The sequence below is a fragment of the Candidatus Merdisoma sp. JLR.KK006 genome, from assembly GCF_036941035.1.
GTDB lineage: Bacteria > Bacillota > Clostridia > Lachnospirales > Lachnospiraceae > Laedolimicola.
Window position 1 is genome coordinate 1 of sequence record NZ_JAYMNS010000031.1, and the last position, 15,674, is coordinate 15,674.

Annotated in this window: 8 protein-coding genes; all 8 read right to left on the reverse strand. The window is 45.1% G+C overall.

Features of this window, described 5'->3' with window-relative positions; genetic code table 11:
- Positions 1–72: 72 nt before the first annotated feature.
- The 8 genes from VSQ61_RS18525 to VSQ61_RS18560 all read right to left on the reverse strand — a co-directional run bounded on the left by VSQ61_RS18525 (position 73) and on the right by VSQ61_RS18560 (position 15,664).
- Positions 73–1,458, reverse strand: coding sequence for a phage tail tip lysozyme (locus VSQ61_RS18525; RefSeq protein WP_334345873.1), 1,386 nt, complete (start codon positions 1,456–1,458; stop codon positions 73–75).
- 116 nt (positions 1,459–1,574) lie between these two features.
- Positions 1,575–2,561, reverse strand: a complete 987-nt coding sequence (locus VSQ61_RS18530; protein ID WP_334345874.1) for a hypothetical protein — start codon at positions 2,559–2,561, stop codon at positions 1,575–1,577.
- Between the two features lie 65 nt (positions 2,562–2,626).
- Complete coding sequence (locus VSQ61_RS18535) at positions 2,627–11,029, reverse strand: DUF6531 domain-containing protein (RefSeq protein ID WP_334345875.1); 8,403 nt, start codon at positions 11,027–11,029, stop codon at positions 2,627–2,629.
- A 122-nt stretch (positions 11,030–11,151) separates the two neighbouring features.
- Positions 11,152–11,643 (reverse strand): hypothetical protein, encoded by a 492-nt coding sequence (locus tag VSQ61_RS18540; RefSeq protein WP_334345876.1) that lies wholly within the window; start codon positions 11,641–11,643, stop codon positions 11,152–11,154.
- A gap of 197 nt (positions 11,644–11,840) precedes the next feature.
- Complete coding sequence (locus tag VSQ61_RS18545; RefSeq protein ID WP_334345877.1) at positions 11,841–12,680, reverse strand: DUF4367 domain-containing protein; 840 nt, start codon at positions 12,678–12,680, stop codon at positions 11,841–11,843.
- Positions 12,661–13,188, reverse strand: coding sequence for an RNA polymerase sigma factor (locus VSQ61_RS18550; RefSeq protein WP_334345878.1), 528 nt, complete (start codon positions 13,186–13,188; stop codon positions 12,661–12,663). Before VSQ61_RS18550 ends, VSQ61_RS18545 begins: the two co-directional genes overlap by 20 nt.
- A gap of 523 nt (positions 13,189–13,711) precedes the next feature.
- The gene (locus VSQ61_RS18555) at positions 13,712–13,954 is read right to left on the reverse strand and encodes a helix-turn-helix domain-containing protein (RefSeq protein ID WP_334345879.1); all 243 of its coding nucleotides are present in this window, start codon (positions 13,952–13,954) and stop codon (positions 13,712–13,714) included.
- A gap of 546 nt (positions 13,955–14,500) precedes the next feature.
- A complete protein-coding gene (locus VSQ61_RS18560) occupies positions 14,501–15,664 on the reverse strand; it encodes a galactokinase (RefSeq protein ID WP_334345880.1) in 1,164 nt (387 codons plus the stop codon).
- Between the last annotated feature and the right edge of the window lie 10 nt (positions 15,665–15,674).

Sequence of the window (15,674 nt, forward strand, 5' to 3'; positions counted from 1 at the left end):
TGTCAAAATCTCCAAAAGTATGATATAGGCAAAGCAATTGTACTTTGCCTATATCACCTCTAAACCTACAATTTAATTCTTTCCTTCAAAAAAATCTCTCCAATAAATTGCTTGCTCCTGACGAGTAGGTGTCTCTTTATCTCTACCGTTTTTTTCATAACATTTAAAGAAAATTTCTGCCAATTTAGTTACACTTTCTTCAGATTCAGTAAATTCTTGAAAAGACATATTGTTAAATTCATCACGTGCATTCCATTGTTCTGCATAAACCTTTTCTTCTGATAGCACTTCTAGCTGAAGTCGATATAATTGGACATCAATATCATATGGATCAAGTCCTTGCTGGTTAGCCCAATCAATAATTTTTTTCCCTCCAGGACTCCACTGAGTTAAACCTACTCCATGTGTCCTGCCTGGATCTTCATATTCACTTTGCCATAAGCCTGGATTAAAATTACTCTCTGTTTGAATATTTCCAAAAAGAGCATAGATCGCATTATCAGTCCATCCAGCAATTTTTAACCTTTCACGTATATATATTGCATTTGGTTCCATTTGAGTAAGAGATAAATATTTATTTGATATAATTAATTTTTCTCTCAGTTCTTTAAGCCTTTCTTCAAGAATATCGGCATAAACATCTTCTAGATTCCCCCCCTGTCCGAAAAACAATGAAAGGACTCTCCCTATTCCTTCTGCATAAGGATCCCATATAGATAGTGATGATAAAATCTTTAACTCACGGACTATTGTGGGAGACAAAATCTCATTCGACTTACCTTTCGTGCATTCCATCCTATTAAATGCAGACTGAGCACCTCTTCTTGCTATAGTTTCAGCTGCTGTCAATCCACCTCCTGTAACTGCAGCACCTTTTAATCCAAGGAGATCCCAATAAGTAGTTGGATTGCTGTAGCAATACTGATACCAATTCAATCCATCCTTAACCGGGTCCATCGCAAGCCAGGTACGGTTGTTGGCATCGTAGAACCTCGCCTCCGCAAAGTAGATGTCAAGGGTCGTATCATAGATGTGGCCCGTAAAGGTCGCAAATACATAGTTGCCGTGATCGTTGCTCAAAAGCTTGTTGGGGCTTTCCGGCATCCCCCAGGCATCGTAGGTTAATTCTGCGAAGCTCTGGCCGTTGGCCTTGGTGTAATACCGGGTGTTCCCCATCACGTCCTCATGGACATACAAAGTCCGCTCCCAGTTGCCCTTGTCCGTGAACTGCTCGATCCTCTCGCTTCCAGCGTACACGTGCTTCTGCTCGTATTCAAGCTGGCCGTTGCCTTCGGCATATACCATCAGATCGTCGTTCTCGAAGCTGGTATAATCTATCACGTAATCACGAGTATAGACCTTTCCGGCATGAGTGGTCTGGGTGTTGTTGATCCTAAGGCCCAATCCATTATAAGTGTAGGCTGACTTGTCTCCTTTCCAGTTGGTTCCTTCCACCATGCGGTTGGTTTCATCGTATACGTAGGAACGGCTGGCTTTCTTGCCGATTTCCGCCGTACGGTTGCCCCGTTTATTGAAAGTATAGCGATAGTACAATTGTTACTGCTAAAATTATTCTATAGTCCATCTGGCATGCCATATCCTTCGCATCCAGATATGTAAAAAGATAAACAGTTATTAAAGTAACCTGTATATGTCATGTACCTTGTCATACCTACTCCATTCTTCCAGGTTATAAAAGTATGTTCCTGTGTTCCAGAGGTTTCCGGCCATAGATTGTAGCGCCTTTCATCTCCATCCACAGTTATATGATTATGATATCTCTCATCTACAATTCTTCCTTCATGCAAAGCCTCAATCTCACTTTCTTTATGGGTTTCATAAAAAGTATCCTCAAATCCCATATCTGAACATACCTCTCGCCAACTTGAAAATGGATATTCCTCCTTGTCCATTATTCCTTTTTTTATATATTCTATATCGGGAGGAAATGTATCCCACTGATTCAGCATTTCTACTGTTTCGTCTGAATAAACAAATTCATAAATCTTGTCATTTGTTACATAATAGTACCCAAGGGGAAAAAAGTTCCAGACATAATTACATTCCCATGTAATATCACCATGTACTGAACATTTTCCATCCAAATCTGTTAAAAAAATCTCATAACAATTTCCTAGCTTTATTTCTGGAAGACCTCTCACCACCAAAGTCCCGATTCCCTGAAACGGTCCATCAGAATAATTTAATTCACAAAAAACTTTTATTCTTTTTTCTGTCTTATCCATAGGAAACCAAAAGGAATTCTTATGTGTTGGTATAAATGAATCCTCCGAAATTTTGGAGGCGTATTCCTGCACTAGTGCAAGGGCTTCCTTATGTTCTGCTTGTAATGTGGACTCTTTTTCAGTTTCTTCTAACTCTTCTGTGCTTTTATTTTCTTCCTCTGCTCTTTTTACAATAGTATCAATAAAAATAGTAAGAGCATTATCTTTTATTTTTCCATTGTATTCCTCTTCTCTTGGCTGATGAGATAATAAAAATATACATATTCCTAAAAATATAATCTCTATTATAAGTTTAGATTTTTTAGTCCCTCTCAAACGCTATCATCTCCTTGTAAAAGGGGCATATATAAGAACAAATGCCCCTTTCAGACGGTACATTGTTACAAAATACTTTCTAGAAGCAAATATGCTCCAGGCTGTTTATTTACTGCGTTTGGATCGTAATTTCCATCACTTGTATATTTGCCTACTCCTACAATACCTTGCCCACTTGCATCTAAAGCTCCATTAAATAAATAAGTACTTATTTTACTAGAACTTTTACCATTATAGTACTCCATAAAAGTAAGCATAGCCACTATACTATCATTACCATCCTTTAGTGCTGTAGCATTATAGGCAGACATATTATTTGATTTAAATGCTTCATTAGAGCTATTTAATGCATTTGAATACTTTGCCTCAAGAGCATCAATTGCCGCCTCGTCAAATTGATCTGTTCTAAAGAAAATTCCTTTGGGAACATTTATGGTATTTGCTCCCAATGGATCTCCATTATGAAGATATGATGAAAAGTATATTTTTCCCGTTTTAAAATCAAAATCTTTATTACCTGCTTCATGATAATGTATAACTGCAATTACTTGAGCCGGAACACCTGTCTGTTGTGAAAGCATTTCATACCTGCTTCTATATTTGTTATATAAAATACTAAATTGCTCAACTTCAGCATCAAAGGAGGAATCCATAGAAGAAATTGTTCTTAAGATATCCAAATTTCTCAAATAGAAGAAATCCGTTATATTATAAACACCTATCCTAAAATCTTCTGAATTAATACCAAACTTGTCAAGCATTAAACTGATTTTTGACATATTCTTTCTATTTTCTGAAGAAACGCCTACACTTATCAACAGTTCCAACATTCTCATTTCTGGTATTATCGTCATCCCAATTCCACTATTTTTTTGTTCTTGACAATGGAATTTATTAAAATTATTTAATACTTCCCTTGCTGAATTGTTTACTGCTCCTGTTCCACCGCCAGTTATAGCTCCAGGTTCTGTTCCCCATAACCCCAATGGATCATAATAAGTTGTCGGATTGCTATAGCAGTACTGATACCAATTCAGCCCATCCTTAATTGGGTCCATTGCAAGCCATATGCGGTTGTCGGCATCGTAGAACCTCGCCTCCGCAAAGTAGATGTCAAGGGTCGTGTCATAGATGTGTCCCGTAAAGGTCGCAAATACATAGTTGCCGTGGTCGTTGTTCAGAAGCTTGTTCGGGCTTTCCGGCATTTCCCAGGCGTCGTAGGTTAATTCTGCGAAGCTCTGGCCGTTAGCCTTGGTATAATACCGGGTGTTACCCATCACGTCCTCATGGACGTACAGGGTCCGTTCCCAGTTGCCCTTGTCCGTGAACTGTTCGATTCGCTCGCTTCCGGCATACACGTGCTTCTGCTCGTATTCAAGCTGGCCGTTGCCCTCGGCAAATACCATCAGATCGTCGTTCTCGAAGCTGGTATAGTCTATCACGTAGTCACAAGTATAGACCTTTTCGGCATGGGTGGTCTGGGTGTTGTTGATCCGGAGGCCCAATCCGTTATAAGTGTAGGCTGACTTGTCTCCCTTCCAGTTAGTACCTTCCACCATGCGGTTGGTTTCATCGTATACGTAGGAACGGCTGGCTTTCTTGCCGATTTCCACCGTACGGTTGCCCCGCTTATCGTAGGTGTAAGTGTAACTCTCGTTGCCGTCCTTTTTCTGTACTAACTGATTCAGCTCGTTATACTGATAGTCTACCACATGGTTCTTACTCTTTTCAAGCACCAGGCTGCCTAACGTGTCGTAGGTATAAGTGGTCGTGGTGCCTGCGATGTTGCTGGTAATCATGCGGTTCAGCTCATCATAGGTATACTTATGGGTTCCCTTGTTGGCCTTGTTCGCCTGCTTATCCGTATTGTCTTCCGTTCCCGGATTGTCCGGCTTCTCCGGCTTGTTGGGATTATCCGGCTTCTCGCCTTTTTCTCCACGGTTCAGTCCCGGGGGCATGTGGCCGCCCGGATTCACGATGCTGCCGTCCCCGTCCTCGGTTTGTCCCGGAGGAACCTGGCCGTTTCCGTCGCCGTTGCCCTCTATGGTGGCATCCTCTTTTCCGGTCTCCGGCTTGCTGCTTTCCGGAAGCTCCGGCGTCTCTGCTTCGGGTTCCAGTGTTTCTGCTTCCGCTGCAGCACTTCGAAGCTGTTCGTTCAGCTCTTCTGCCATATCCGCCTGGTTTTGAAGAACGATTCCTGCGGCTGTGCCAGCCGTGGGATCCGGAAGTGCCACGCTGTTGACAATGGACGTCTCCGTGCTTAAACGGTCAATGTCCACGGATGGAATCTCCACGACAGGCGCTTCCGGCGTGCTGATGATGCTTGACGTGCCCGTGCCGCCGTTCTCAAACATGCCGCCCATGGCATCCAGAATCGCAGTGGCTGCTCCTAATACCACGGAATTGCTGCCGTTATTACCATTCCCGTTTCCATTATTGCCGTTGTTTCCGTTATTACCGCTTGTATCGCTCTGGCCGTGGTTGTACTGCATCTCGCTTAAGCGGTTGCCTTCTGCGTCCCAGCTGTAGGTGGTCTTGAACAGCTTCTTGCCGCCTAAGTTGTACTCGTCCATCTCGATGATCTGATCGCATTCATCGTAGAAATAATAAGCGGTCTCGTAGTTGGGATATTCCTTGAAGGTCTTGTTTCCGTTGGCGTCATATTCAAACTTGGTGATGCCGCCGTCAAAGTCCTTCATCTCCACGATCTGGTTTTCCGCATCGTAGTAGTAGTCCACCTGGGTTCCGTCCGGATAGCCCTGGACCGTTTTGTTTCCTACGTTGTCCCATCCGTATTCCACTTCTTGGCCATTGTGATCCGTTACCTTTACCACACGGTTCAGAAGATCTCTTCCAATGGAGGTTTTACCATTCCAATCATCCATCTCAATCAATTCGCCCGTGCCGTTGTAGGCGTAGGATGCGGATTTGGCATCGTTGTAATTGATATTGCTTACTAAGTTGACGGGGCTGTACTCGTACTCGGTGACATAGCCGTCCTCGTCGGTCTTTTGGATTAAGTTTCCATTTCCGTCATAGACGAATACCTTTCCGTCGCCCTTTGCGTTGACCTCAGTTTTCACAAGGCCCCTGTGGTCGTAGGTATAAAGGGTCTCCTGGTATTCATCCACCTTGTGGGTCTTATCTACCCTGTGGACACGGATCTTGGTTAAACGATCCATGGAATCGTAGGTAAAGGCGCTGCTGGTTCCGGCTGCGTCTATGGTTTCCACGATGTTTCCATTTCCGTCCAGGACGTACTTTGTGGTGTTGCCGTTCCGGTCCTTGACCGCCGTGATCCGGCTGTCCTTGTCATAGGTAAAGGACTTGGTATTGCCCTTGGGATCCGTCTCGCTGGTGACACGGTTCAATGCGTCATAGGTATAGGTGTAGGTCTCGCCGTTCCGGTTGGTGACGCTGATCCGGTTGTCGTTAGCATCGTAAGCATAGGTCTCGCTGTTACCCAGGCCGTCCGTGTATTTGGTCAGATTGCCCTTGAAGTCATAGGCGTATTTACGCTCCACGCCGTTTTCATCGGTTACGGATGCCACACGGTCCATGGGATCGTAAGTGAAATACTTATAGTTGCCGTAAGCGTCCTTGATTCCCGTTACTCTTCCCTTGGCATCGTACTCGTATTCTGTTACGGCTCCGTCCTCATTGATGACCTTTGTAATGCGTCCTAAAGCATCATAGGAGAGTTCTACTCTTCCGCCCTCCTCATTGACGGTGGCGGTCTGGCGGTTCAGCGCATCATATTCTGCGGTGCGGCTGTTGCCCCTGGGATCCGTTACCTTTACTAAGTTGCCGTTTTCATCGTAGGCGTAAAGGGTAGTATAGCCCTCGCCGTCCGTGTAGGAGGTAAGCTGATCGTTAAAATCGTATACATACTGCTCCACGCCGCCGTCCGGATTCTCTACGACGGTAAGGTTGCCGTTGGCATCATAAGTGAACTTTGTCTTGTTGCCGTTGGCATCCACTGCGGATACCGGGCGGTTGTTTTTATCGTAGGTGTAGGTAAGGGTATAGCCCTCCGCATCCACCATCTTAATGAGGTTGTCGTTTTTATCATAGGTGTATCGGATGACGCCGCCCAAGGCATCGGTCACGCTCTCGGTAAGGCCATTGGGTGTATAAGTCACCGTAGTAGTGCCGCCCATGGGATCCGTTTCCGTCAGAGGCAGGTTGTTCTTGTCATAGGTGTAAGTATAGACGTTGCCCCTCTCGTTGGTCATCCGGATTAGGTTCCCGTTTTTGTCATAAGCGTATTTTACATAGGAGTTGTCCTCATTGTAGCGCTTGATGACACGGCCCATGGAATCGTACTCATAGCGTACCTTGTGGATGGTTCCCTCTCCTGCCAGCTCGTTCGCCGCCGTGGTAATCTGACCGTTGGCATCATAAATGGCGGAGATGACTCCGTTCATGGCATTGGTGATGGAAATTACCTGTCCCAATGCGTCATAGGTGTATACGGTGGTTCCGCCTAAAGCGTCCGTGATCTTTGTAAGGCGGTTGTTCTTGTCGTAGGTGTAGCTGGTGGTGTTGCCCCTGCGGTCCGTGACGCTGGTGCAGTTGCCGTTTTCATCGTAGGTGTAAGCCTCGCTGTGTCCTAAAGCATCTGTTAATGTCGTCCGGTTGTCCGCCTCATCATAAGTACTGGTATAAGTGCCGCCGGTGGGACGGGTGATGCCAGTGATGTTGCCCACTTCGTCATATGCGTAGGATGTCACGCCGCCCTCCGCATCCGTTACGGAGGAAAGACGATCAAGCTTATCGTAGCTGAGGGTTACGGTGTTCTTTCTGCCGTCAGTAATGGAAGTGACATTGTTATTCCCGTCATAGGTATAAGCGGTCACGCTTCCCCTCTGGTTGGTTTCCGTTGCCAGCTGGCCGCCTGCGGTGTAGGTATAGGCGATTACGCCGCCCTCCGGATCCGTGATGGAGGTAAGGCGGTTCATCTTGTCATAGGCATAAGCCGTGGCGTTTCCACGCTCGTCCGTGACGGAAAGCACGTTGCCGTTGGCATCGTAGGTATAGCTCCGGCTGGTCTTGTCCGGATTGTTCTGCTTTATTACCCGGCCCAGACCGTCATACTCATAGCCGGTGGTCTCTCCAAGCCCGTCCACTGCGCTCACGGGATTGCCGTCCGCATCATAAGTGATGTTTCCCTTTGCTCCATTGGCATCCGTGACGGTGACAAGCTGGCCCAGGGCATTGTAAGCAAATACCGTGTTGCCGCCTTCCGGATCCACGATCCTGGTCAGCTTATTTTCCGCATCGTAGCTGTAAGAGGTGATATTGCCTCTTGCATCGGTAACGGAAATAAGGTTGCCGTTGGCATCGTAGCCGTAGGATATGGACTGGCCCTTTGCGTCCGTTTCCTTCGTGATGCGGCCCATGGCGTCACGCTCGTAAGAGGTGGTAAGCCCTCTCTCGTTGGTCTCGCTGACGAACAGGTCCATGGAATTGTAGCCCGTGGCAGAGGCGTGGCCGTAGGGATTGGTCTTGGCGGTAAGGTTGCCGTTGGCATCATAAGAAAAGCTCGTGGTGTTGCCGTTGCCGTCCGTCCGGCTGGTCATGCGTCCCAGTGCGTCATAGGTATAAGTGATCGTATGGCCGTCCGCATCCGTCTCGGAGGTACGGTTACCCTGGCCGTCATAGGTGTAAGTGGTCTTGGCTCCCGTGGGATCTGTCATACTGGTCAGATCGTTTACCGCATTATAAGTATACAGGGTCTTGTTGCCCTGCCAGTCGGAAACAGCCGTTTCAAAGCCGTTGCCGTTGTAATCGGTGGTTTTCTTATTTCCCAGGGGATCGGTCTCGGTTACAAGCTTTCCGGCTTCGGAGTACTCATAAGAGTAGCTGTTACCTAATGGGCTTGTCTGCTTTGTGAGGTATCCCTTGGAATTGTATTCGTAGGTGGTCGTGTTTCCCTTGGGATCGGTTTCCGTAAGGATGTTTCCCATGGAATCACAGGTGTAGGTGGTGGTATTGCCTAAAGCATCCGTGCTGGAGGCAAGGTATCCCCTGTCATCGTAGGTGTAGGTTCTCTCGCCCTTTCTGGAATCCACGCTCTTAACCAGGTCGCCGTTTCCGTCATAGGAGAAAGATACGGTGGTGCCGTCCTTCTGGGTCATGGAGGCAAGCTGCATCCGTTCGTTGTAGGAGTAATGCTCCGTGGTTCCGTTGGGATAGGTGATGCTCTCTATATTGGTGGTGTCGCCTACATACGTATAGGTGGTGGTACCGCCGTTTTTATTTGTTTCGGAAATCCGGCGGCTCCTTCCATCATACTCATAATACTCGGTTCCGGCATTATCAGTCATGGAAGTGATGCGGTCCTTGTCATCATAAGTGATGGAAATTGTCTTTCCGCCTTCCTCGGTGTAGCCGTTGGTGCGGGCATCCTTGTCATAGGTAAACGTCATCAGACCTCTGCCCGGCATCTTCTGAGTAGAAACACGCCAGAAATCATCATAAGTATTCTCCAATACCTGATTTCCGTTAAAGTCTGACACGGTTAAAAGGTTATGGTTCTCGTCATAGGTATAATTGACCGTATCACCGTCCGGATTGGTCACGGATGTTAAATCCGTACCGGAATAGCCGAAGGTTACCTTTCTGCCTGAGCCATCTGCAACGGAAGCCAGGCGATCCCCGTCATAGGAAAATGATAAGCTACCTGTCTTCGTGGAAACCCTGGATAAATGGCCTCCGGAATACTCCATTGTTGTTACAATGCCATCGCTTTCCTCAATACGGACGGCCTGCCCCTCTCCATTGAACGTAATGCTTTTTCCCCGGTCGCTGGAAAGTATATAGCCGTCTCCATCTTTTATAAGAGAATACTCGCTTCCCTCCGTTGTCTGAAGCCCTTTTCCATACTCCCTGTGAAAACTTATGACTCCTCCCTGGGGCAGGAAGATTTTTACGTCATTCCGGTATATTTCCGCAGAATAGGAATAGGTGTGACCCCATCCATTTCCCAAACCGGAAATGTCCCTCTCTCTTATGCTTGAAACGTAGGTCCGTGTAAAGTCTAAGGGCTCCTTGCCTTCAACGTTCAGATCCCGGTAACTCCAGTTTAAGGCCCCGCTCAATAAGTCCACCGGATCCCCTGGCATGATGCTTACCAGTGACGGAAAGCCTGAAAACTCATTTGGGAAATTTTCACGTTCACGTGTCAATAATTTCAGGATGTCCTCTTCCGTAACTTCCCCACTGGCACCACTTCCTTTGATTTGGAAAAACAGGCTCTTGGATAACTGCGCTGCTCCATCCGTGGAAAGAGCCGGTGAAATCCGGATCTCATAATATCCCGGAGGCGCATACATGGGAAGTCCCCCCGCCAGATCCACATACTGTCCTTTCCAGATAATATAATTATGGAAGATATTGGTTGGCAGTTCTCTGGCACCGTATGTAGAAATGCTGTAATCCGGATATGGAAGCCAGTAATCATCTGGAAGATTCTCCATCCAGTCATCTTCTGTTGTCAAGTCCTCCACGGGCTCCTGCTCTTCTGCCGGTTCCTCCGTCGGCTCCTGTTCTTTTGCCGGTTCCTGCCCTTCTATGGGTTCCTGTTCCTCAGGAGGCTTTTGCTCCTCTTCCGGTGTCTGTTCTGCTGGAGGGTTCGTTTCTTCCGGCTGTCCGCCCTCCTCGCCTTTTTCAGTATCTGTCCCGTCAGGAGATTCTATCCCCTGAGAATCGTCCGTAGCTTCTTCCTCATCCAAAGCGCTTTGAACAATCGGCACTTCCGGCTCCACGAGGGAAGCTTTTTCTTCTGGATTTTCCTCCGGTTCTACCTCTTTCTCCGCTTCTTTTTCGGAATCTACCACATCAGGCTCCCCGGACTTCTCTTCGGGCACAGCGGAAGCTTCTATCCCAGGTTCATCCTCCATAAGCTCCGGATCTTCCAGGCCGTAAAATGCGTAATATCCCTTCAACGAGGTATATGAATTTGTAATACCATCCAAGGCAATACCCTCAAAGGAACTTAAAGTCTGATACTCTGCAGATTTTAATATTCCATTATCCAGATTTTTAAAGATGGTATCTTCAGACCAGTTATTTGATACATATTTAAGCATGGTCCCCGCTCCCGTCTTTGAAACATGATCTCGATTCGAGATTCCATATAGATATCCCAATGGTGTTTCACTACCAACAAGGTATAACTCAGCCTTTAAATTTGTATTGTATGGGAAAGCAAATTCTACTGCGGTAAATTCACCATACATCATTTCGTCTATCTGTTCTTCCATCCCGGTATCTGGATAATAGATTGCAATTTCATTTTTATACCGTTCTTCTAGAGAAACCATCCGTGCATAATCATACTCCGCATTTGATTCCGTTTCTTCTGGTGCTGCGAATACAGTTGATGGCGGAATGGAAGCTGCCATGGTTACCGCTGCCAAAAATCCTGCAAGCATTCGTTTACATCTGAGTTTCATTTTCCTCATTACATTTCCTCCCTTGTAAAAATTTTGTTCTTTTACGGGTCTCCTTTCAATACCCGTCTATATTGGTTTTACATTAAGCAAAAGCCAGGCTCTTCTCTTTCTGCCGGCCTTTGCCTTTGTACTTAAAAAGTGGTTCCGTTTGTACTGGCATAGGATGTGTACTCCTTGCCGTCTATAATGGCATAGTGAATTGCCGCCGCTCGGTATGTGCTTCCTTTAACCGGATTGTTATAATAAAATCCGCCGGAATGCATACGTGCATTTGAGCGGCAAGCTTTTTCTAAAGATGCCACCGGAATCCAGAAAATACCGCTTTTGACCTCCAGCATGATTTCCTTTGTCCCAAGCTCGCTGGCCGTTTCCCTTGTGTTTGTTGAATATACTACCATTAGCCGATCATCTTCTTTTAACACACCTAACGTTAAATCAAAAAACACTCCGCTTCTAGGCTGTATCGTCTCTGTCCCGGAAAGCTGGATATAGTACTCCGCTTCCTCGGGCGTCATCTCGGTTATATCTGCCTCCCCCGATGTGCCGGCCGCCCATACATTTAACGGCAGTAGCATTATCACCATTAGTAACACTGTAATTCGTTTAAAACATTTTTTTCTCATTTTCTTTTCCTCTCTTTCTAAGCATAATATTTGCCCCTACATCCATAACATCCCTATGCTTCCCAAAAAGGTAACACTAAAATAAAAATTTTTTTATTTTTTTGCAATAAAAATCCTTACTCCGCCGTAAATACAAGCATTGTAAGGATTCTCTTATAATATCTATAGCAATTATCAGTCGTATGTCCATTAAAAATTTATTTCAGATTCTCTACGATTTTTTCAGCTTCACTTAAATCAAGGTTTGTGTCAATCGTATAAATAATATCATCTTCCGCAAAAATAATATTGATATCATCTTCTGTACTTATATATACATTTCGATCCCCTATCTGTCTCTGTTGACCTAGAACTTCATTTCCCCCTTTGTTTTTAAAAATATCGCCGTTTATGATGTAGTATTCACACGAAATGTTTAGCTGAATATCGCCATTTTGATAATATGCCATGATTTCTTCGCTATTTTCAAAAATATTTTTTTCAATCAGTTCCAATACCAATCCGTCCGGAATATATTCCGGAACCAAAACCCGTCTCTCAAGTGATTCTTTCAGGGATTCCCAATCTGAATATATCTTGTAATACTCACTTACACCTTCTTCCATCACATTCTCTCTCGATCCCATTGTATGAAAATAAACACCATGTGTCGTTTCCCTGATTATCTGCCACAAAGACTTATCCACTGCCATAACAGAAGCCGTATTTCCAATACCAGCCATGACCACTATAATTGCTGCGGTCACGGCAATCCGGCCTTTCCAGGATATTCGACTGGCTTTTTTCGCTCTTTTAACGGCCGTTTCTGAATCGGAAGGCTCAAGAGACAAATCAAGGCCAAACCTTTCATTGAAACGTTCAAGAAACCGTTCCGGTTCCATATCGGGGGGAAGCTCCTCTCTTCCTTCTAATTTGGCAATCAATAAGTTGATATATTTAATCTTATATGTATCCATGACTTCCGGGGCTTTTTCCAATTCCTCTTCCATTTCCTTATACAGCTCCCGAATCAGATTTTCATTTTTCTTTTCCGTCATTCTCATTCTCCCTGTTTTCGGATATCTTCATAAATTCCCGGATCCGTCTGCGTATTCTTGAGACCGCCATTTTACACGCCCCTTCACTGCTTCCAAAATCCTCGGCCATCTCCACATACGAATTTTTCTCTTGATAGCGGCTTTTCAAAAGCTTCATCTGTTCCTTGCTCACCATATGGCTGAACTCATCCAGCACAAGAAACTCATAAGTGTCTTCTACGCTGAACGTATCCACCAAACCTCCTATGGGTTCTTCGTTTGCCCGAAGCCTGGCTCTTTTTGCGAGAGACTGCTTCATCTTATATTTTGCCGTATTATAAACCCATCCACGCCGGTTTTCATGCGCCTGCAGCTTTTCCGCATGGCGCCACGCCTCATAGAATACTTCCTGGACTACCTCTTCCGTTAAATGTTTGTCCTTGCAGTATCCGATGACAAACTGAAAAATCTCTATGTACATCTCGTGATATAGTTCTGATATAAGCCCGTTCTTTTCTTCTTTTGTCATCTTTCCTCAATCCTTACAAAATTTATTTGGTTTCCTGTTCAAATTTTTGGAAAGCTTCCACGAAAAATTTTATGCATCAATATTCTATCCAATATGAGGTTCATAAGTCGTCGGTATATCGTCCATTTTGAATTTACAGTGAATTCTTAGGGGAAACTGTAAAGTGATGTAATTATAGAAACGGCATATAATATAGAAGCATTATCCAAATACCGTAGCCCCTTAATCTTTTATGAGGCCGTATTTGGCAGAAAGCGCATATTACATATCCTCCCAATATACTAAAAGGGCCCATAAAGTCCGCATGATTGCCTGACTTTTGGCCCCTTTAATAACCCACTAAACCACCCTCTGTCCCAATGGTCTCATCCGATCATCACAAATGACATATCGCCAAAGAACATTCACTTCCGTTAAATCCTTATCCCGTCGTTCCTCCAATAATAACCAATCTATATAAAAATACATCTGTTTCGTAAACAAAATGCGATTCATTCTTTTCATAATGAAAACAATTGCTGACCTATTTTATCTCCTGCTCCAAGGAGCGGAACGTTTCCGTATTAAAAAAATCGGCTATTGTAATATCCAGACCATCACATAATTTAACAATCGTGGAAATCTGCGGATCCCTGCTCTTCCCGTTCAGGATGCTTTTCACCGTAGACGCAGGCATGCCGGATAAATCATATAAGTGGTTCACTGTGATCTCTCGCTCTTCGCAGAGCTCCAGGATTCGCTTTTTTACTGCCTCTAGGATCTGCATACCGCCGACTTCCTCCATAAACTATAGGTAGGTACTTAAACAGTATTTTACAGAATCTAAATATTATAAGTCGTCGATATATCGTCCATTTAAGACGAAATTCGAATTTATTTGAAAACTTCGTCAAAAAAATTCTCCTTTTACTTTGGCTGCAAATGGCCTTAATGAGACTAAATAAAACTAATATATATCTGGCCGCTTTCAGGGCGGTGTCCGTCGTAAAAAAACCGCCCACCGAAATAATCTCTCTGAAATGTGATAAATCTGTGGTAAAACGCAAAAAAGAAAGGCTCCTGCTCTTCGCAGAAACCTTGAATTTCGAGGGAGTGGGGGCACCCTTTCGGGTACCCCCGAGTGTTATGAATGAAATACTGATATGTGTTCTTGCTACATTCTTAATATAACAAAGAATTGTGACCAATCTATGTCCAGCTTCTAAAAAAAGAATAAAGTAAATTAAGAAATTCTTACGAAAGCCGAAAGAAAGTCAAAACCACTTCAAAAGCCTGTTTTTGCCCCACATTCAGCAGTCAGGCCACAGCATTTCTACAGTACCCCTGCTCCCTGTCCGATATCTACAACATAGAAATCCGCCTTAATTCCTGTTCGTTTCTCATAAGCAGAGCCCACGGTTTCAATGAAAGCCTCCACCTGCTCGTTTTCAACAATGCTGACCGTACAGCCCCCAAAGCCGCCGCCCGTCATGCGGGACCCCAGCACGCCGGAAAGCTTCCATGCCTCCTCTGCCAAAATATCCATCTCCGGACAGGATACCTCATAATCATCCCGGAGAGACACATGAGATGCATTCATCAGCTTGCCAAAAGCTGCAATATCATTCTCTTTCAGGGCTTTCACCGCATCCAGCGTTCTCTGATTCTCATACACCGCATGCTTAGCACGTTTTTGCTCCACCGGATCTACAATTGCCGCCTTGTGTGCTTCAAATGCTTCAATATCCAAATCTCCCAAAGCTTCAATAGACACCACACTTTGGAGCTGCTTCAGCGCCGATTCACACTGCTGACGGCGAACATTGTACTCAGAGCCTACCAAATTATGCTTTACATTACTGTTGGCTATAACAATGCGGGCATGGTCAAGCTTTACGGATGCATATTCATAAGACAGATCTGCCGTATTCAGGAAAATCGCATGATCCTTTTTACCCATGGCACTGGCAAACTGATCCATAATACCGCAGTTCATACCATTAAAATTGTTCTCAGAATACTGGCCAATCAGGGCAATTTCCACCTGGCTGACCTCTATCTCAAAAAGATCCCGAAGTATAACGCCGGTCAGCACCTCCAAGGATGCGGAAGAGGATAATCCGGAACCATTGGGGATATCTCCCGCAATTACAACATCCATACCCGCAGGAACCCTATGGCCCTTTTCTCCAAAAGCCCAGATGACTCCCTTGGGATAATTGGTCCAGCCCGCCTCATCCCTGCATACCAAATCATTCAAGCTGGTCTCAATCACTCCTGCCTTTTCAAAGTTCATTGAATAAAACCGAAGCTTTTCATCATCCCGTTTTCTGGCTGCCCCATAGGTTCCCATAGTGAGCGCACAGGGAAATACATGTCCCCCATTGTAATCCGTATGCTCGCCAATCAGATTCACCCGCCCCGGTGCAAAGTAGGTGCGAATATCGCCCTCTCCCCCGTACAGCTCCGCAAATTTCTTTAACACTTGATTTTTCATTCTAAAAAAT

Coding starts and splice junctions, on each gene's coding strand:
- VSQ61_RS18560 (WP_334345880.1), bottom strand. CDS start 15,664: ATGAAAAATCAAGTGTTAAAGAAATTTGCGGAGCTGTACGGGGGAGAG.
- VSQ61_RS18550 (WP_334345878.1), bottom strand. CDS start 13,188: ATGACAAAAGAAGAAAAGAACGGGCTTATATCAGAACTATATCACGAG.
- VSQ61_RS18545 (WP_334345877.1), bottom strand. CDS start 12,680: ATGACGGAAAAGAAAAATGAAAATCTGATTCGGGAGCTGTATAAGGAA.
- VSQ61_RS18540 (WP_334345876.1), bottom strand. CDS start 11,643: ATGAGAAAAAAATGTTTTAAACGAATTACAGTGTTACTAATGGTGATA.
- VSQ61_RS18555 (WP_334345879.1), bottom strand. CDS start 13,954: ATGCAGATCCTAGAGGCAGTAAAAAAGCGAATCCTGGAGCTCTGCGAA.
- VSQ61_RS18535 (WP_334345875.1), bottom strand. CDS start 11,029: ATGAGGAAAATGAAACTCAGATGTAAACGAATGCTTGCAGGATTTTTG.
- VSQ61_RS18525 (WP_334345873.1), bottom strand. CDS start 1,458: ATGGTGGAAGGAACCAACTGGAAAGGAGACAAGTCAGCCTACACTTAT.